An 18,691-nucleotide genomic window follows, 5' to 3' on the forward strand; every position below is an offset into this window, starting at 1 on the left:
CTCACATTCTTATCTTTTGGCGTCGCCAGCCGTTCCTTGGGCAGGTCGCTTCTCGGGCTTGATCTCGGCAAAGCGCGTGATCGGCCGGAAGCGGATCGTTGCGTTCACCGGAATCTGGCCGGCGAGATCCAGGTGATGTTCGGCAACGGTGGCGATAACCGGATAGCCGCCCGTCAGCGGGTGATCGGCGAGGAAGAGCACCGGCTGACCGCTATGCGGCACCTGGATCGCTCCCGTCGCCGTGGCTTCGCTCGGCAACTCCGTCCGGTCGATGCGTTCAAGTGGGGTTGCGCCGGCAAGACGGATGCCGACGCGGTTGGACTGCGGCGTCACCAGCCAATCCTGATTGCAAAGCTGATCGAGCGCCTCGTCGGTGAACCAGTCGGTGCGCGGTCCCATGACGATGTCGAGCGTGACGGTATCGCCCGCCGCGGGCAGGTCCGCCATTGGAATTTCGTCAAGAGAGACGCTCTCCATCGGCACCGCCGGCTCGCTGATCGTCAGAACGGTACCCGCCGAGACCGGCGGCGGTCCGACGACGGCCAGCGTGTCGGTTGCGGCGCTGCCGAGCACCGGCTTCACCTCGAAACCGCCGCGAACGGCGAAATAGCAGCGCATGCCCTTCGTCGGATGGCCGAACGTCACCACGTCACCCGCTTCGAGCGGGATCGGTTGTCCGGTAGCGGCTTCGAAGCTGCTTCCGAAACGGTCGCGTACCGTCACAGGGCAAGGGGCGCCGGCGAGCGCGATCGTGGCGCGGCCGGAGCTTTCAAAGGAAAAGCCGCCGAGGGTGATTTCAAGGCAGGCGGTCTCCGCGGCATTGCCGACGACGCGGTTTGCCGTTTTCAGCGATTCCTGGTCGAGCGCGCCGGAGGCGGAGACGCCCTGGCCGGTTTGGCCGATCCGACCACCATCCTGGAACAGCGCGGGCATCGGTGCGGCAAGCACCGTGAAGCGGGTCGTCCGGTCGCCCTCGTCGGCCGGCTCCTCGACCATTGAATCGGCTTCGCTTGATGCCGGCGTCGCGGCCTGTGGCCGCTTGGCAAGGTCATAGAAGCGCACACGCGTGCCGGGCTGCAGGAGGGCCGGCGGATCGCGCCTCGTATCCCACATCTTGAGCGGCGTCACGCCGATGATCTGCCAGCCGCCGGGGCTTGCCTGCGGATAGACGCCGCTGAAAGCGCCGGCAAGGGCAACGGCGCCTGCCGGAATGCGCGTGCGCGGCGTCTGCCGGCGCGGCACGTGCAGCGACGCATCGCCGCCGATGAGATAGCCGAAGCCGGGGGCGAAGCCACAGAAGGCAACGATAAATTCGCTTTCCGTGTGGCGTTGGATCACCTCATCGACGCTGAGGCCCGTCAGTCGCGAAACCTCCTCCAGGTCCTCGCCGTCATAGCGAACGGGGATTTCCACCAGCCGGTCGGAGGGAGCCGCACGGGCGGAGAGATCCCGGGCGGCGATCTCGCCCGCGAGAGCCGCCGCCGTCGCCCGTTCCGGCCGGAAGCGGATCATAAGCGTGCGCGCGGCCGGCACCATCTCCTCGATCGCATCGATCGGCACGGCCTGAAGGGAGGCGTAAAGCGCCAGCGTCTCGTCTAGATCGGCAAGCTCGACGAGAAAGGTTTTCAGGCTGACGGGAAGAAAGCGCATCTTCGTCCTCAAGCGTGATAGGCGGAATCGGGAACGTCGGTGATGAACATGTGGCCGGGCGCATGGGTGATGGCGAAGGGCACGCCGGAGGCCATGACCGCAGCTTGTGGCGTCACCCCGCAAGCCCAGAAGACCGGAATCTCACCGGGTTCGATGCGCACCGGATCGCCGAAGTCGGGCCTCGAAAGGTCGCGAATGCCGATCAGCTCCGGATCGCCGATATGGACCGGCGCGCCATGGACGGCCGGAAACCGGCCGGAGATGGTGGCGGCGTCGGCGACGCGGCCGGCGGGGATAGGTCGCATGGAAACGACCATGTTTCCGTGGAGCCGCCCGGCTGGTCGACAGGGTCGGTCGATCAGATACATGGGCACGTTGCGGCCGTCCGCCATGTGGCGGACCTCGATGCCCGCTTCGACAAGCGCCGCTTCGAAGGTAAAGCTGCAGCCGATCAGAAAGGCGACAAGGTCGTGGTGCTCGGTCCAGGCGGCAGTGGCGTCCGGCACCTCCGCCACGAGCCTGCCATCACGCCAGATCCGATAGAGCGGCAGATCGGTGCGCAGGTCCGCGTCCGGCGCAAGCACGGTGGTGGGCGAGCCAGGATCGCTGACGTCGAGCACGGGGCAGGGTTTCGGGTTTCGCTGGGCATAGAGCAGGAAGTCGAAGGCCCAGTCCCGCGGCAGCACGATCAGGTTGGCCTGGGTGAGGCCGGGCGCGACACCGGAGGTCGGGCCGACGGTGCCGGCGCGGTAGCTGGCGCGCGCGGCCCGCGCCAATTCAACAGATGTGGTACGAAGCTGTTCCATCAGCGTTGCCTCACGTCACGCGCCGGGCAGGAAGGAGCGCACCACCACGCCTTCCGCCTCGAAGCTGCGGCGGATCTCACGGGCGATCTCGACGGCGCCGGGGCTGTCGCCGTGGACGCAGATCGACTGCGCGTCGATGCGAATGACGCTGCCGTCAATGGTCTCGATGGTGCCCTCCTTCGCGAGCTGTAGCATCCGTCTTGCGATCGCCTGCGCATCATGGAGCACGGCGCCCGCCTCGCGGCGGGAAACGAGGTGTCCTTCGGGCGTATAGGCGCGGTCGGCAAAGGCCTCGGCGACGACGCTCAAGCCCGCCTTGCGGGCAAGCTCGAGGATCGGCGCGTTGGCAAGTCCCATCAGCACCAGCGTCGGGTCGACGGCCTTGATCGCCTCGACCACGGCGGCGCCCTGTTTCGGGTCGGTGGCGATGCGGTTGTAAAGTGCACCATGCGGCTTGACGTAGCGGACGCTCGTGCCCGCCGCCGCTGCAACGCCTTTAAGCGCGCCGATCTGGTAGATGACGTCGGCAGTGAGTTCGGCGCTGGTCACGTCCATGTCGCGCCGGCCGAAGCCGACGCGATCCGGGTAGGAGACGTGCGCGCCGACGGAAACTCCTTTTGCCGCCGCCTTCTTCACCGTTTGCAGGATGCCGGCCGGGTCGCCTGCATGGAAGCCGCAGGCGATATTGGCGCTTGATACGATGGCGAGCATCGCCCCGTCGTCGCCCATCCGCCAGGCACCATAGCTTTCGCCAAGATCGCTGTTGAGATCGATCGCCGTCATGACGTTTCTCCTCACGGGTTGAGCATTGCGAAGATCGGGCCGACGGATTTGTAGCCCATGTACCAGGTCAGCGCACAGACGGCGCCGCCGAGCACGAGCAGCCAGCGGGGATAGCGGTAACCGCCCATGAGATCGGAGCGCGCCCAGGCGGCATAGACGAACGGGGTGAGGCCGATCGGCAGGATGAGGCCGTTGAGGCCGCCGACAAAGACGAGCATGGTCGCAGGCGGCGTGGTGATCAGGAGATAGGCGATCAGTGACACGCCGATGAAGACAACGGTCGCGAGATTGCGGGCGCGTTCGCTCATGTCCTGCTTGAAGGCGGTGAGGAAGGATACCGACGTATAGGCCGCACCGATAACGCTGGTGATTGCCGCCGCCCAGAGGATGGCGCCGAAGATGCGCATGCCGATCTCGCCGGCTGCAGCCTGGAAAGCCTGGGCGGCAGGGTTCGCGCCCTGGCCAGAAACGTCGATCGCCACGCCGCCGGCAACGACGCCGAGGACCGCCAGGAAAAGCACGTAGCGCATGACCCCCGTGACGGCGATGCCGGTCAGGGCAGCGCGGTTGACCGCGCCGAGGTTGTCGATGCCAACCATGCCCTTGTCGAGCAGGCGATGGGCGCCGGAATAGGTGATGTAGCCGCCGACTGTGCCGCCGACGATGGTGGTGATGGTGGCGAAATCGATCGTGTCGGGTAGCACCGTTTGCCGAAGCGCCTCGCCGACGGGCGGCCCGGAGACATAGGCGACGAAGACGGTAAGCGCGATCATAATCAGGCCGGCGGCGACGATCAGCCGGTCGACGGCGATGCCGGCGCGTTTCGACAGGAAGATGGCGATGGCGATAAGTGCGCTGAGCGCGCCTCCCCATTTGGGGTCAAGGCCGATCATGGCGTCGAGGCCGAGGCCGGTGCCGCCAATATTGCCGATGTTGAAGAACAGGCCGCCGACGATGACGAGGACGGCAAGGGCATAGCCGCTGCCGGGAATTGCGGCATTGGCGATGTCGGAGGCACGCTTCCGCGTGAGCGTGACGATACGCCAGATGTTCAGCTGCACGACGAAGTCGATCAGGATCGAGGCGAGGATCGCGAAGGCGAAGGCCGACCCGAGCTTGGCGGTAAAGGTCGCCGTCTGGGTGATGAAGCCGGGGCCGATGGCCGAGGTCGCCATCAGGAATATGGCCGCGGTAAGCGACGCCCGGCGATGCTTCGATGGATTGGACGGCGAGGCCGAAGCCGTAACCCCGACAGCCGGTGCGGCGCTGCGGGCAGGAAGCGAATGCTGCTCCATGAGAATCTCCCTATACCAAAACGTCTCCCCCCAAGCCGTTTGGCTCGGATACGATATCAGGGTCTCTCCGTTTCACAAATCTGTCAAGATTGTTGAACGATTTTATTTCCATCGATCTATCATTCTGCTAAAACGTTGAGCGAGCTCGCTCTAAATGTGCAGCGCGTCGCCCACATCTGCCCATTAAGTGCCCGGTTTCGATCACCAGCCTTGCCTGCAGGCACGGCGGAAGGATATCCCTGCCCAGTCAAGCGACTCGCGAACGGGTGCTGTCGGGGCCGCCACCCCATGTAAAAGACTTCAGGAGCAGGCGCCCGCGAATGTCCGGCAGGCTCGGGCGCGGCGAGAGAGACCTATGACGACACAGGATGCAGCACTAACGCTCGCGCAACGGCTCGCCGATTCCATTCGCAGCCGCCTCATCGCGGGTGAATTGAAGCCGGGACAGCGACTATCGGAAGCGACGCTCAGCAGCGATCTGGATGTCTCGCGAAACTCGCTCCGGGAGGCATTCCGCCTTTTGACCAAGGAGGGGCTGCTGCGTCACGAGCCCAACCGGGGTGTCTTTGTCGCCACGCCGAGCATGGCCTCGATCATCGACATCTACCGGGTGCGGCGCATGATCGAGTGCCGGGCGCTGGAACAGGCCTATCCGCAGCATCCTGCGGTCGCACGCATGCAACGGGCAGTCGACACGGCGCTGAAATGCCGGGCCGCCGGTGACTGGGTCGGCGTGGGAAGCGCCAACATGGCTTTCCACGCGGCGATCGTCGACCTCGCCGACAGCGCGAGGCTGAACGCCTTCTATGCACAGATCGCTGCCGAACTGCGCTTGAGCTTCGGACTGCTCGAGAACCCGGAATTCCTGCATGCTCCTTATGTCGATTTGAACGCTGCCATTCTCGAGGATCTCAAGGCGGGAAAGGCGCAAGAGGCCGCAGGCGCGCTCGAAACCTATCTCGAGCGCTCCGAGCGCACCGTATTGGCGGCTTTTGCCCGCATCGGTGAGGGAGAGAGAAGAGGATAATCCCCGCCCCGGGGCTCCTCACGTGGTCAGGATATCAGCTCATCTATCAGCCCGCACGCGGAGGTTCCTCCTCCTCTTCTGGCGGCGCGACGGGCTCCTCGTCCGGGAATTTGTCCGGTTGTGGTTCTTTGGTGGGCGGGTCGGGAATGCCGAGCGGCGGGACCGGATTGGGAGGAATTATGCCCGGTCCGGGTCCCGGTCCGGGTCCGGGGCTGAGCGGGTCGGGTGTCATGGTCGGTACTCCTCTTAGTTGACGGCTAACCCGGTGAGGTGGCGAATGTTCCTGCCCGCGAAAGGTTTCGTTATCTCCGCTGCAGGTTGATGTCGCTCGTGACCACGCGTTTGCCCGAACTGGGATCGACGTCGATCGTCGTGAGTCTCATCCCGTTCTCGCCCACCTTTCTGAGCGTCATATTGGCACGGTGATCGCCGTTCACCTCCTTGGCCCAACGGACGGTGAGATTGATCGCGTCGCCGCGCCGCTTGCCGACGAGGCCGGATCGGCCGCCCATCGGGCCGGTATAGATGCCTCTATAGTTCTCGCCGTTGGACTGAAGATCTGCCCCGATCGAGCGGGAAACGACGACAAGTCCGCGACATGTCCCGCGCATCGAGAGCGCGCTGCCTGCCGACTGGGTATCGAAATTGCACGAGACGTTGATGGGCCTTGCGTCTGCGCGCATCTTCACCATGCCGCGGCCCGCCCATTGGCCCTCCAGCGAGCCGAGAAAGGCCCGCTCGTCGGCCTGAGCGGCCCCGGCCGCAAGTACGATCATGCCTGCTGTCAGAAGTCGTCCGATCATCGGCCTGTTCCTTCCCCACCTACAGCCCCGCGACTTGATCAGACGCGCAATGTCGCTGTAGAACTTTGAATGTGCTGCATTTCTTTGTCCTAAGTCGAAGTCGATCTAGGGAGACATGCAGTAGGCGCCCCCTTCGGGCGTGGTCGCTCACCGGCAAACGCGGCGCCTTCCCGGAAGTTCCGAAACTTCGTTGCGCTACAGCGCCGCGCGTCTTTTCAGACGCGCAGGTCGCTGTAACTCTTTGAATCTGCCCATTGGGTTTCGGTTCCGATTTTCGGGCGATGCGCTAGCGCGGGATCAGGAAAAGTGTGCGCGTTTTTCCGCCCGTATCCCGCGCTAACGTCCTAAGCGAATTTCCTGGCGCCGGCGACGCAGGCGACGATTGCGAAGGTGGCCGCCAGTATCGTCCAGCTCACCTTTTCTCCGAGCAGCGCCGCGGCTAGGGCGAGGCCGAAGAAGGGCTGCAGCAATTGCAATTGCCCTACGGCGACGATGCCGCCCTCGGCCAGGCCGCGATACCAGAAGACGAAGCCGACCAGCATGCTGAAGACGGAGACATAACCGAGGCTGAGCCATGAGGCCGCGCTCGAATGCGCAATCGTCGCCGGCATGGTGACGATGAGGAGGACGATCATCACCGGAAGCGAGAGGACGAGCGCCCAGGAGATTACCTGCCAGCCGCCGAGCTTGCGCGACAGGCTCGCACCCTCGGCATAGCCGAACCCGCAGACGAGGATCGCTGCAAGCATCAGGAGATCGCCCGTGAGCGAGGCCGAAAATCCTTGGCTTAGAGCAAAGCCGACGACCACTGCGCTGCCGAGGCCGGAAAACAGCCAAAAGACCGGACGCGGCCTTTCGCCGACGCGGATCACCCCGAAGAGCGCTGTCGCGAGCGGCAGCAGTCCGACGAAGACGATCGAATGGGCGGAAGTCACCTGCTTGAGCGCGAGCGCCGTCAGCAACGGAAAGCCGACGACGACGCCCAGTGAGACGAGGCAGAGCGACAGGAGATCGCTGCGGTCCGGCCGCCGCTCGCGGAAGAAGATGAGTAGGCATGAGGCGAGTGCGCCGGCAATCGCCGCGCGTGCGACGGTCAGGAACACCGGATCCAGTTCCATCACTGCCAATCGCGTCGCCGGCAATGAGCCGCTGAAGATCAGCACGCCCACCAGCCCGTTTACAAATCCGCTCGTCGACCGATCCATGCGATCCTCCTTTTCCCTGCGGTATCGGACGAAGCGGCTGGCGCTTCCAGATACGGTGCGATACAGTTTCGCCAAACTGTCATGGGAAGAAGGGCGGTACAGATTGATACCGGAGACCACGGGCACCGAGGGTGAGACTCTGATCGCCAAGGTCATGTCGACGGTCAGGAGCCGGATCGCCAGCCGCGCCCTTACGCCGGGCGCCAAGCTTCCGTCCATACGTTCCTTTTCCACGAACCTGAAGGTGTCGAAATCGACCGTGGTGGAGGCCTATGACAGGCTCGCTGCTGAGGGCCTGATCCGCTCTCGCCCGGGCTCCGGTTTCTTCGTGGCAGCACCGCTCGCACCTTTGTCGCTTGCCGATCTCGGTCCGAAATTGGACCGGCAGGTCGATCCGCTCTGGATCTCGCGGCAGGCGCTGGAGAGCGGTGACGATGTCCTGAAGCCGGGCTGCGGCTGGCTGCCGCCAAGCTGGATGCAGGAGGAGGGGTTGCGACGCGCGCTCCGAGCGCTTGCCCGCGGCAACGCCTCGACCCTCGTCGATTACGGCCCGCTTCTCGGGCTCCCGGCCCTGCGCACGCTTCTTGCGCGCCGCATCGGGCTGCGTGGCATCGAAGTCTCGCCGGAGCAGATCATGCTGACCGAATCCGGTACGCAGGCGATCGATCTCCTCTGCCGTTTCCTCCTGAAGCCCGGTGATACGGTGCTCGTCGACGATCCCTGCTATTTCAACTTCCATGCGCTGTTGCGGGCGCATCAGGCAGAGATCGTCGGCATCCCCTACACGCAGACGGGACCTGATATCGCTGCCTTCGCAGATGCGGTCGAAATTCACCGACCGCGTCTCTACATCACCAATTCGGCGCTTCAGAACCCGACCGGCGCTACGCTCTCGCCGCTCGTCGCCCATCGCCTGCTGAAGCTCGCGGACAAGGCGGGCCTGACGATCATCGAGGATGATATCTTTGCCGATTTCGAGGAGACGCCGGCGCCGCGGCTCGCCGCCTTCGACGGGCTCGAGCGGGTCGTGCATATCGGCAGCTTCTCGAAGTCGCTCTCGGCAGCTGTGCGCTGCGGCTTCATCGTGGCGCCGCGCGCCTGGATCGAACCGCTGGCGGACCTCAAGATCGCCACGAGCTTCGGTGGGCCCGGCTTTTCCGCTGCGCTGATGCTCGCACTATTGAAGGACGGCAGCTACCGCAAGCACATGGAAGGCGTGCGCCAGCGGCTGGCGCGGGCGATGGCGGAGACGACGACGAAGCTCACGCAAATTGGCATTACGCCCTGGCTCGAGCCTCAGGGCGGAATGTTCCTCTGGTGCAAGCTGCCGGACGGCGTCGACGCGGCGGATCTGGCGAGAAGGGCGCTTGCAAAAAAAATCGTACTTGCGCCTGGCAACGCCTTCAGCCACGCCCAGACGGCCAGCGGCTTCCTCCGCTTCAATGTCGCGCAGTGCCAGGACGAGCGTCTGTTCAGGGAACTCGCCTTGCTTATCGCCTGAGGCAGCCCTCCGCGGAGTTTATGAGGCTCGCCGCGGGGAGGCATTTGCGCCCGATTAGAGAAGCGGGCGCAAATGCGCGACCTGATCAGTCTTCTTCGACAAAGACCTCCTCGCGCTTGGCCTTGACGGCTGGCAGGAAGACGACGACGAGCACGACGGCCGCGATCGCAAGCAGGGTGGCGCTGATCGGCCGCGTGAAGAAGGTCGTCGGGTCGCCGCGCGAGAGGATCATGGCGCGGCGCAGGTTTTCCTCGAGCAGCGGCCCGAGCACGAAGCCGAGGAGCAGGGGTGCCGGTTCGCAGCGCAATTTCAGGAGCAGGTAGCCGACGAGGCCGAAGAAGGCGACGGCATAAAGGTCGTAGACGTTGGCATTGACGCTGTAAACGCCGACTGAGGAGAAGGCCATGATGATCGGGAAGAGGATGAAATAGGGGACCTTCAGCAGTTTCACCCAGAGGCCGATGAGCGGCAGGTTGAGCACGACGAGCATCAGGTTGCCGATCCACATGGAGGCGATGATACCCCAGAAGAGCCGCGGCTGTTCCGCCGCCACGTTCGGGCCGGGCACAATGCCCTGGATGATCATCGCGCCGATCATCAGCGCCATGACCGGGTTTGCCGGAATGCCGAGGGTAAGCAGCGGAATGAAGGAGGTCTGAGCCCCGGCATTGTTGGCGCTTTCCGGCCCCGCGACACCGGCCACTGCCCCGCGGCCGAAATCCTGCGGACGATCGGAAATGCGCTTTTCCACCGTATAGGAGGCGAAGGCGGCGAGAATCGCGCCGCCGCCTGGCAGGATGCCGAGCGCCGAGCCGATCACGGTCCCGCGCAGGATCGGCGCGAGCATACGCTTGAAGTCGTCGCGGCTCGGCATCAGGTCCGTGACCCTGGCCATCAGCACTTCGCGCGTCTTCTCGCTTTCGAGGTTGCGCAGGATCTCGGCGATGCCGAAGACGCCGACGGCGAGCCCGACGAAATTCAGCCCGTCTGCATATTCGCGAATGCCGAGGGTGAAGCGGGGCGTGCCGGTATAGATGTCGGTACCCACAAGACCGAGCAGCAGGCCGAGCGCGACCATGGCAAGCGCCTTGACGATCGAGCCGTGCGCGAGAGCGACCGAGGAGACGAGGCCGACGATCATCAGCGAGAAATATTCCGCGGCGCCGAATTCGAGCGCAATCGCGGTGAGCGGCGGCGCGAAGATCGCAACCAGGAAGGTTGCGACTGTGCCGGCGAAGAAGGACCCGAGCGCGGCGATGGCGAGCGCCGCGCCGGCCCGGCCGTTGCGTGCCATCTGGTAGCCGTCAATCGCAGTCACGGCGGAGGACGATTCACCCGGCATGTTGATCAGGATCGCCGTGGTCGAGCCGCCATATTGGGCGCCGTAATAGATGCCAGCGAGCATGATCAGCGAGGAGACCGGCTCCAGCTGGAAGGTGATCGGCAGCAGCATGGCGATCGTAGCGGTGGCGCCGATGCCGGGAAGCACGCCGATGAGCGTGCCGAGCAGCACGCCGATCAGGCAGAACAGCAGGTTCGCGGGCGAGGCGGCGGTGGCAAAGCCGAGGGCGAGATTGCTGACGAGATCCATCGTCCACCTCCTAGAACCGGACCCAGGGGCCGAAGCGCTGGTAAGGCAGTTGCAGTCCGTAGCTGAAGACGAGGACGGAGAACACGGTCAAGGCCAGCGAAAGCGCGACCGCCCAGAGCGGACGCATCCGGTGCGAGGCGAAACAGGCGATCAGCGCCGTGAAGAAGAGCGCCGGCACGAAACCGAGGCCCCGCACGGTCAAGCCGAAGAAGATCGGCGCCGGCAGGATGAAGAGCATGCCGCGGATCGCGATCGGCCCCATCGGCTCGCCATGCACCCGGGCCGACTGCACCAGGATGACGACGCCGAGGAGCGTCAACACGCCGGAGAGCACCAGCGGGAAATAGCCAGGGCCCATGCGGAAGGCGGTGCCGAGTTCGAGTCCGAAGGATTGCCAGGCAAAGAAAAGACCAACGGCCGTGAGGAGGCCGCCGCATAGCGCGTTGGTCGTGTCAAAGGAGATGGATTTCATCATGTTCCCCATCTTGCTTTCGGCCGCCGCCCGCGTGCCGGTTCTCAGAGAATGGTCCTCGCGCGGATATCCGGTCCCGAGTCTCCGGCATTAGGCGTCGGTTGACAGCTGTCAACCGCCGCCTACCGCATATCCCTTAAAAGCGCTACAGCGACCTTCGCGCGTCTGAACAGACGCGCGAAGGTGTGCAAATCGGATCAGTCCGCATACTCGCCGGCAGCCTCGATCACCGGCTTCCAGCGGGCGATTTCGCTTTCAAGCTTGGCTTTCAGCGCCGCCGGGGTCGCATCGGCTTCGCTCGAAGGTTCCGTGCCGAGCTCGGCAAAGCGGGCGATGACGTTCTCGTCCTTGAGCGCCTTCTGCAGCGACTTGGACAGGCGGTCGGTGACCTCCGGCGGCGTGCCTTTCGGCGCGTAGAGGCCGTGCCAGATCCCCACTTCGAAGCCGGGCAGGCCGGCTTCGCTCGCCGTCGGCAGGTCGGGGAAAATCTTGAGGCGCTTCGGCGAGGTCACCGCATAGGCCTTGATCGTGCCGCCCTGGATCTGCTTCGTCGTGTTCGTCGTCTGATCGCACATGATGTCGACCTGGCCGCCGAGCAGGTCGGTCATCGCCGGTCCGGTGCCCTTGTAGGGTACTGTCGTGAGCTGCGTGCCGATGGCATTCATGAACATCATGCCGCAGAGATGTGAGGCGGCGCCGATGCCGGCATTGGCGACCGTCACCGTATCCTTGTTGGCCTTCACATATTCGATCAGCCCCTTGAGATCGTTCGGTTCGAAGTCCTTGCGCGCGACGATGGTCATCGGAACCTCTGTGACGAGGCCGACATATTCGAATGCGTTCAACGTATCATAGGCAAGGTTGCGATAGAGCGTGGCGCTGGTCGCCATCCCGATATGGTAGAGTAGCAGCGTGTAGCCGTCAGGCTCGGCCTGGGCGACGCGGCCGGCCCCGAGCGTGCCGCCGGCACCACCGACGTTCTCGACAATGACCTGCTGGCCGAGATCCTTCGACATGGATTCGGCGACGAGGCGCGTAACCGTGTCGGTGGGGCCGCCGGCCGAGAAGGGCACTATCACGGTAATCGTGCGCTCCGGATAGGTTTGGGCGCTGGCCGGAGCGGAAAACAGGGAAACGGCGGCGACGGCGCCCAGAAGCGCTTTCAGAATCGTCATTTTCTCCTCCAGGATGACGTTGTTACCAGCCGGTCAAGATACCTCCCATGCCGGCTCTCGCTGGCATCCAGCAGCAAACGCGATCTTAGCACAGACAACCGCTGTGTGCGGCGGTTTCGTATTTTTCAAAGTGGGATGGCCGGCACGCTCCGGCATCACTAGCCGGTACGGCGTCTGAGATATCGGATTTCCGCGTCGGTCAGCGGGCGGCTTGCTCCCTTCGGCAAATCGCCGAGGACGATCTCGCCAATCGAGACGCGCAAGAGGCGCAGGCATTCGAAGCCGAGTGCGTCGAGCATGCGGCGGATCTGTCGGTTGCGTCCTTCCTGCAGCTCGACCTCGATCCAGCTGTTGCGATCGCCGCTCCTCAAGGGCCGGACCCGTGCGGCTCTCAGCAATTCGCCAGCCTCGAACACGCCTTCGGTCATGGCCTTCGCCGAGACCTCGTCGAACTGGCCGCCCACCTGCACGTGGTACACCTTGCCGAGATGGGTCTCGGGGTCGAGCAGGCGCTGCGCAAGAACCGTGTCGTTGGTGAAGAGGAGAAGCCCCTCGCTCGCCTTGTCGAGTCGGCCAACCGGGGAGAGGAAGCGAGCATCGATCGCGCCGAGACAGTCGTATACGGTCGGCCGTCCCTCCGGATCGTCCCGCGTCGTCACGACCCCGCGCGGCTTGTTCAGCATCAGATAGATCTTCGCCTCAGCCGCGATTGCGACGCCGTCGACGGCGATCCTGTCTTTCTCGATGTCCACCCAATCGGAAAGATCGGTCGTCTTGCGCCCGCCGACGCTGACGCGGCCCTCGACGATCAGCCTTTCGGCCTGCGTGCGGGAGCAATAGCCGAGCTTCGACAGCGCGCGCGCAAGCGTCACGCGCTTGCCGGTCCGAGCGCCATCCTGCGCCTTCGGATCTCGTTTAGTTGGTTTTGGGCGCCGCTCTTTCAACCGCTCAGTCTCAGCAAGCATGCATAGTCGTCCCTCTGGCACAATCCGCGGCGGCGGACCAGAGATGAATCGCGCCGATGCATCTGAAAAAGCGCCGTCTCCAATCGAATGGGCCGGAAGTCACTGAAAGGCGCGTCTCCGGTCGTTTTGCCCAGAGGCTCGCAGCGACAGCCGCGCCCCGGAAAAGCCGCTGAGGAATCTCGCAACGCCGGCGGGTGTCCAGGTCGAGAGCGCCCGTGAGCCGAAGTCGAGACAGCTCAGTATCTGCGGCCGCATTGGGGAAGCGTTCCAATTTTACAACCGGCAAAGTATAGTTCGCCTGCAGATCGTATCGCGAAGGGGGCGCGAATGAGTGGAAAGCTTGGGCAGCGCCTGGGTCGCTTCGTGGGGCTGGAGGAGCCGCGCACTCTCTCCACCCGCTACATACAAGTGGCGGAAATACTAGGCAGCCGGCTACGCTGGGACGAAGCCGAGTGCGCGACTCCGGTACGGATGGATACGAGCGACGGCTATCTGCTTTGCCTCCAGCGGCGCGACTTGCAAGCCATCCCTTATTGGGTGAACGGCAAGCCTGTCGCCATGATGCCGCTTAATCGCGGGCAGTTTCTCTTTCTCGATCTGAACGAGGAGCATGCCTCATTGACGCGGGGCCCTGTGGACTGCGTTTCGATGTACACACCGCGAGATGCGGTGCAGCAGTTTGAGCAGGAGCACGACCTGAAACCCGTCGGATCGCTCAGAACGGCAAATGGCGTGGCATTCAGCGATCACATCATCAGAAGTCTTGGGGAAGCCCTGGTTCCTGCATTCGAGCGCCCGGAAGCCGCCAGCGGCCTTTTTGTCGACTATGTCGCTCTGGCGCTGCTCACGCATCTCACGACCTTCTACGCAGATAAGCCCGCCGTCGTTCGCCCGGTGGCGGGAGGGTTGGCTCCGTGGCAGGAACGGCGGGCGAAGGAGATGCTGCTAGCTAATATGGACGGAAAGACGGGGCTCGATGAACTTGCCCGCGCCTGTCGGCTCTCACGCAGCCATTTCGCCCGCGCTTTCAAGGTGACGACCGGAACCTCTCCTCTGCGGTGGCTGCTCGCCAGGCGCCTGGAGCGCGCGCAGGAGCTGCTCCTGAATTCCAATCTGCCAATCGACCAGATCGCAAGTCACTGCGGCTTTTCGGATCAAAGCCATCTCACCCGAAGCTTCCTCAGCGCCATGAATGTGACGCCCGGCCAGTGGCGGCGCCTGCGTCGCTCCTAGACGCCATTGAACTCAAGTTCTCTTGCAAGATCGGCGGCGTCCGTCGCAGCTTGAGGACAGCACTCTCGTACAAAAAACGGCACTCTGATCACTGGCGGTCAGACGAAGAACGGTTAGCGTTCCATCTCGGAAGCCAAGGACGCTCGCCGGCAGAGCGCCACGGCTTCATCAGACGCATGAATCTCACCGTAATGCTTTGAATTACTACATGGCTTAGTCCTTACACGGCTCCGACCCTCAGCTGCAATGCAGGAAGGTGCCGCCTACGGAGGATCCGATGACTGACCGAGAGCATATTGCAGGAAGTTCGCATCCCCTCCCGCCCTCGGCGATCTCACGCCGGACGGTCCTTCAATTGGCCGGAGGCAGCGCTTCATTCGCTGTAATCCCCGGCGTTTCCGCTCAGCCGGCCCCCGCGCCGGGCGATCCGGGAAAGGTGCTGCAGCGGGTGCGGCTCATCGTCAATGGGGAGGCGCGGGAACTCGAGCTCGATCCGCGCCAATCGCTGCTCGACCTCTTGCGGGAAACACTTGATCTCACCGGCACCAAGAAGGGATGCAATCAGGGCGCCTGCGGCGCCTGCACCGTCCTTCTCAACGGCCGTCGCGTCGTCTCCTGCCTGACCCTGGCCGCGATGCATGATGGGGCCGAGATCGTCACCATCGAAGGCTTGGCAGAAGGAGAGGAACTCCACCCCCTCCAGTCGGCCTTCATCGAGCACGAGGGCCTGCAATGCGGCTTCTGCACCCCCGGACAGATCATGTCCGGCGTGGCCTGCATCGCGGAGGGGCACGCGGGTTCGCCCGAAGAAATCCAATTTTGGATGAGCGGCAACATCTGCCGTTGCGGCGCCTATCCTGGCATCGTCGCGGCGATGGCGGAGGCCGCCGGGGCGGGATGAGGAAGAATGTGCGGTTTTCTGCGCGCACCCGCTCACACTCATTGTCCAGGAGGAGGTAACCCCATGCTTCCCTTCGTTCTCGAAAAAGCAAAGACCGCCGAAGAGGCGATTGCGGCCGCGGCTGCGGGTGCGCGCTTCATCGCCGGCGGCACGACGCTCGTTGATCTCATGCGCGAAGAGGTGGAGCGGCCGGAGCGGCTCGTCGACATCAACGCGCTGCCGCTGGCCGACATCCGCGTCGAGGGTGACGTGCTCGTTCTCGGCGCGCTCGCGCGGATGTCCGATGTCGCGGCTCATCCCGACGTGCAGCGCATCCAGCCGCTGATCGCCGAGAGCCTGATTGAGGGTGCCTCGCCGCAGCTCAGGAACATGGCCACGATCGGCGGCAACCTGCTGCAGCGCGTCCGATGTCCCTATTTCCGTATGCTCGACGCTCCCTGCAACAAGCACGAGCCGGGATCGGGCTGCGCGGCCATAGACGGCCTCCATGCCGGCCATGCCATCCTCGGCACGAGCAATCATTGCATTGCGACGCATCCGTCGGACCTCGCGGTCGCGCTCGTCGCCCTCGACGCGACGATGCGGGTGAGTGGTCCGCAAGGCGAACGCAGTTTCGCGGTGGACGATCTCTTCCGGTTGCCGGGCGATACGCCCCACCTCGAGCACACGCTCTTGCCCGGCGAGCTTATCATGGAGGTGCGCGTTCCGGCCGGGGGCTCTAGCCGGCGCGCCCGCTACTTGAAGGTGCGCGACCGCGCGTCTTACGAATTTGCGCTCGTCTCCGTGGCGGCGGCGCTCTCGATGGAAGGGCGAGTGATCCGTCAGGCGCGACTGGCCGCCGGTGGCGTCGGGACGCGACCCTGGCGGCTGCGTCCCGTCGAGGAGGCCTTGATCGGCAAGGCGCCGGATCGCCAGGTCTTCGAAGCGGCCGCCCAACTGGCGGTGCGCGAGGCTCGACCGCTGCCGCACAATCACTACAAGCTCGAGCTCCTGCCCCGGACGATCGTCCGCGCGCTTGAAATGACGGGAGAGGTCGCATGACGACAGGTGTGATCGGAAAACCGCTGCCCCGGGTCGATGGCCGCGCCAAGGTGAGCGGCAGCGCGCGTTACGCTGCCGATTTCAACCAACCGGGCCAGGTCTACGCGGTGATCGTCAGCGCTACGGTCGGTCTTGGCCGTGTGACCGACATCGACAGTACGGCGATTGAAGTGATGCCCGGCATCATCGCCGTCATCACGCACCGCAATGCGCCGCGCCTGGCCTACGACGAGCACAAGAGTTACATCGATCCCGCAGTCGGGGAGAGGCTGCATGTGCTGCAAGACGACCGCGTGCGGTTTTATGGTCAGCCGGTGGCGATCGTCGTCGCCGACACGTTGGACCGAGCCGAGCGCGCCGCGGCGGCGCTGAACATCGCCTATGAGGCGGAGAGACCGATCGTCGATCCATTGGAACGGAACGTTGAGCCGATCGTGCCGGAAGCCGCCACGCGGGAGGGCTCCTGGGTCCATGCAGATAGTTCTCGCGGCGATCCCGACGGGGCGCTCGCGAGCGCGCCGGCCAAGCTCGACGAGGCGTATGATATCGCGCGAGAAAACCACAATCCGATGGAGCCGCACGCGACGGTCGCGGCCTGGGCCGGCGATCGCCTGACGCTCTGGAGCAAGAGCCAGTTCGTGGTTAACGAACAGGCGGAGATCGCCGCGATATTCGGCATTCCCGTCGCGAACGTGCAGGTGATCTGCCCCTTCATCGGCGGCGCGTTCGGCACGTCGCTCAGGACATGGCCGCATGTGACGCTCGCGGCCATGGCGGCGCGTCAGGTCGGGCGGGCGGTCAAGCTCGTGCTCACGCGCAAGCAGATGTTCTTCACCACCGGCCATCGACCACGCACCCTGCAGCGCGTCGCTCTCGGCGCTGCGCCCGACGGCAAGCTCGTAAGCCTCATCCATGAGGGTTCGGGCGAAACCAGCCGTTACGAAGAGTTCATCGAAGCCCTAACCAACGCCAGCGGCTACATGTATTCCTGCCCGAACGTGCGTACGGAATACCGGCTGCGGCCGCTCGATATCGGCACGCCGAACCACATGCGTGGTCCGGGCGAGGCAAGCGGCATCTTCGCTCTTGAATGCGCCATGGACGAACTCGCCTACGCGCTCGCAATCGATCCGGTCGAATTGCGGCGGCGAAACGAGCCTGCAATCGACGAGGCCGAAAACAAGCCTTTCTCCAGCCGCTCGCTGATGAAATGCTACGATGTAGGCTCCGATCGCTTCGGTTGGGCGAACAGGACCTACGAGCCGCGTTCCATGCGCGACGGGCGGCTCCTGATCGGCATGGGAGTCGCATCGGCGAGCTATCCGGCCTACCAAGCGCCCGCGAGCGCGCGAGTACGCCTTCGCGCCGACGGGAGCGCGGAAGTCGAGGTCGCGGCAAGCGACATGGGGCCGGGAACCTATACGTCGATGACCCAGGTCGCAGCCGAAATGCTTGGCTTGACCTTGGAGCAGGTCCACTTCCGCCTCGGCCGCTCCGACTATCCCCCGGCGCCTTCCCATGGCGGCTCCTGGACGATGGCCTCGGTCGGTTCCGCAATCCGTGCCGCCTGTCTTGCGGTCAAGACGGAAGCGGCACGGCGCGCCGTCGTCGACGAGCGCTCGCCCGTTTTCGGCGTGGCGCATGAGGAGGTCGAATGGGTCGACGGTCGGGCAAGGCGGCGCGGCGATGCTGCGCCGGGTCCATCCTATGGCGAGCTCGTCACGATTGCCGGAGCGCCGATCGAGGCGGAAGCCTCCTCCGGACGCGATCCCGAAATTGCCAAGCGCTATTCGATGCACGCCTTCGGAGCAGTCTTTGCCGAAGTCGCGGTCGACCCGGACGTCGGTACGATCCGGGTACGCCGTGCCGTCGGCGCCTACGGCATCGGCCGTGTCGTCAATCCGCGCCTCGCGAGAAGCCAGTGCACCGGCGGCATGATCGGCGGCATCGGCATGGCCCTGATGGAACGCACCGTCCTCGACCCGCGTGACGGGCGGCCGGTCAACGCCCACATGGCGGATTACCTTGTGCCGGTCAATCTCGATATCCCAATGCTCGAGGCGCATTTCGTCGAGGAGGTGGACCCGCATGTGAACCCGCTCGGCGTCAAGGGACTCGGCGAAATCGCCCTCGTCGGCATGGCTCCCGCCATCGCCAATGCGGTCTTCCATGCGACCGGCAAGCGCGTGCGCACCCTGCCGATCCGGATCGAGGATGTACTGAGCGTTTGATGCGCTCCGGCG

The 18,691-nt window shown here is 64.5% G+C and carries 17 protein-coding genes; 6 read left to right on the top strand and 11 right to left on the bottom strand.

Features of this window, described 5'->3' with window-relative positions; all coding sequences use genetic code 11:
* Positions 1-9: 9 nt before the first annotated feature.
* The 4 genes from J2Z31_RS02605 to J2Z31_RS02620 are packed head-to-tail and all read right to left on the bottom strand — an operon-like array spanning position 10 to position 4,414.
* Positions 10-1,650, bottom strand: coding sequence for a 5-oxoprolinase subunit B/C family protein (locus J2Z31_RS02605; RefSeq protein ID WP_209600319.1), 1,641 nt, complete (start codon positions 1,648-1,650; stop codon positions 10-12).
* 8 nt (positions 1,651-1,658) lie between these two features.
* A complete protein-coding gene (locus J2Z31_RS02610) occupies positions 1,659-2,456 on the bottom strand; it encodes a putative hydro-lyase (protein ID WP_209600320.1) in 798 nt (265 codons plus the stop codon).
* Between the two features lie 15 nt (positions 2,457-2,471).
* Positions 2,472-3,239 carry a LamB/YcsF family protein gene (locus J2Z31_RS02615; protein WP_209600321.1) on the bottom strand — a complete coding sequence of 256 codons (768 nt, stop codon included), beginning with the start codon at positions 3,237-3,239 and terminating at the stop codon, positions 2,472-2,474.
* Between the two features lie 11 nt (positions 3,240-3,250).
* Positions 3,251-4,414: an NRAMP family divalent metal transporter gene (locus tag J2Z31_RS02620; protein ID WP_234939297.1), complete on the bottom strand. Its 1,164-nt coding sequence runs from the start codon at positions 4,412-4,414 to the stop codon at positions 3,251-3,253.
* Positions 4,415-4,889: 475 nt separating this feature from the next.
* Between J2Z31_RS02620 and J2Z31_RS02625 the strand changes: the two genes are divergently transcribed.
* Positions 4,890-5,561 carry a GntR family transcriptional regulator gene (locus tag J2Z31_RS02625; RefSeq protein ID WP_209600323.1) on the top strand — a complete coding sequence of 224 codons (672 nt, stop codon included), beginning with the start codon at positions 4,890-4,892 and terminating at the stop codon, positions 5,559-5,561.
* Between the two features lie 46 nt (positions 5,562-5,607).
* On the opposite strand, the gene J2Z31_RS02630 is transcribed toward J2Z31_RS02625, so the two are convergent.
* The 3 genes from J2Z31_RS02630 to J2Z31_RS02640 form a co-directional block, all read right to left on the bottom strand.
* Complete coding sequence (locus tag J2Z31_RS02630; RefSeq protein WP_209600324.1) at positions 5,608-5,793, bottom strand: hypothetical protein; 186 nt, start codon at positions 5,791-5,793, stop codon at positions 5,608-5,610.
* Between the two features lie 70 nt (positions 5,794-5,863).
* Entirely contained in the window at positions 5,864-6,364 is a 501-nt protein-coding gene (locus tag J2Z31_RS02635; RefSeq protein ID WP_209600325.1) for a hypothetical protein, read from the bottom strand.
* A gap of 344 nt (positions 6,365-6,708) precedes the next feature.
* Complete coding sequence (locus J2Z31_RS02640; protein WP_209600326.1) at positions 6,709-7,569, bottom strand: DMT family transporter; 861 nt, start codon at positions 7,567-7,569, stop codon at positions 6,709-6,711.
* A gap of 154 nt (positions 7,570-7,723) precedes the next feature.
* Here J2Z31_RS02640 and J2Z31_RS02645 point away from each other — a divergent pair, with 154 nt between their 5' ends.
* Positions 7,724-9,070 (top strand): aminotransferase-like domain-containing protein, encoded by a 1,347-nt coding sequence (locus J2Z31_RS02645; protein WP_209601041.1) that lies wholly within the window; start codon positions 7,724-7,726, stop codon positions 9,068-9,070.
* Between the two features lie 85 nt (positions 9,071-9,155).
* On the opposite strand, the gene J2Z31_RS02650 is transcribed toward J2Z31_RS02645, so the two are convergent.
* The 4 genes from J2Z31_RS02650 to J2Z31_RS02665 all read right to left on the bottom strand — a co-directional run bounded on the left by J2Z31_RS02650 (position 9,156) and on the right by J2Z31_RS02665 (position 13,252).
* Complete coding sequence (locus tag J2Z31_RS02650; RefSeq protein ID WP_209600327.1) at positions 9,156-10,661, bottom strand: tripartite tricarboxylate transporter permease; 1,506 nt, start codon at positions 10,659-10,661, stop codon at positions 9,156-9,158.
* A 10-nt stretch (positions 10,662-10,671) separates the two neighbouring features.
* Positions 10,672-11,133 carry a tripartite tricarboxylate transporter TctB family protein gene (locus J2Z31_RS02655; RefSeq protein WP_209601042.1) on the bottom strand — a complete coding sequence of 154 codons (462 nt, stop codon included), beginning with the start codon at positions 11,131-11,133 and terminating at the stop codon, positions 10,672-10,674.
* 197 nt (positions 11,134-11,330) lie between these two features.
* Positions 11,331-12,308 carry a tripartite tricarboxylate transporter substrate binding protein BugD gene (locus J2Z31_RS02660; RefSeq protein WP_209600328.1) on the bottom strand — a complete coding sequence of 326 codons (978 nt, stop codon included), beginning with the start codon at positions 12,306-12,308 and terminating at the stop codon, positions 11,331-11,333.
* Between the two features lie 158 nt (positions 12,309-12,466).
* The gene (locus tag J2Z31_RS02665) at positions 12,467-13,252 is read right to left on the bottom strand and encodes a pseudouridine synthase (protein WP_408022016.1); all 786 of its coding nucleotides are present in this window, start codon (positions 13,250-13,252) and stop codon (positions 12,467-12,469) included.
* A gap of 348 nt (positions 13,253-13,600) precedes the next feature.
* Here J2Z31_RS02665 and J2Z31_RS02670 point away from each other — a divergent pair, with 348 nt between their 5' ends.
* The 4 genes from J2Z31_RS02670 (at position 13,601) to J2Z31_RS02685 (ending at position 18,679) form a co-directional block, all read left to right on the top strand.
* Entirely contained in the window at positions 13,601-14,506 is a 906-nt protein-coding gene (locus J2Z31_RS02670) for a helix-turn-helix domain-containing protein (RefSeq protein ID WP_209600330.1), read from the top strand.
* Between the two features lie 277 nt (positions 14,507-14,783).
* Complete coding sequence (locus J2Z31_RS02675; RefSeq protein WP_209600331.1) at positions 14,784-15,407, top strand: (2Fe-2S)-binding protein; 624 nt, start codon at positions 14,784-14,786, stop codon at positions 15,405-15,407.
* 63 nt (positions 15,408-15,470) lie between these two features.
* Entirely contained in the window at positions 15,471-16,448 is a 978-nt protein-coding gene (locus J2Z31_RS02680; RefSeq protein WP_209600332.1) for an FAD binding domain-containing protein, read from the top strand.
* Positions 16,445-18,679: a xanthine dehydrogenase family protein molybdopterin-binding subunit gene (locus J2Z31_RS02685; protein WP_209600333.1), complete on the top strand. Its 2,235-nt coding sequence runs from the start codon at positions 16,445-16,447 to the stop codon at positions 18,677-18,679. The genes J2Z31_RS02680 and J2Z31_RS02685 overlap by 4 nt, the downstream gene beginning before the upstream one ends.
* Positions 18,680-18,691 lie beyond the last annotated feature (12 nt).

The sequence above is a fragment of the Sinorhizobium kostiense genome (assembly GCF_017874595.1).
GTDB lineage: Bacteria > Pseudomonadota > Alphaproteobacteria > Rhizobiales > Rhizobiaceae > Sinorhizobium > Sinorhizobium kostiense.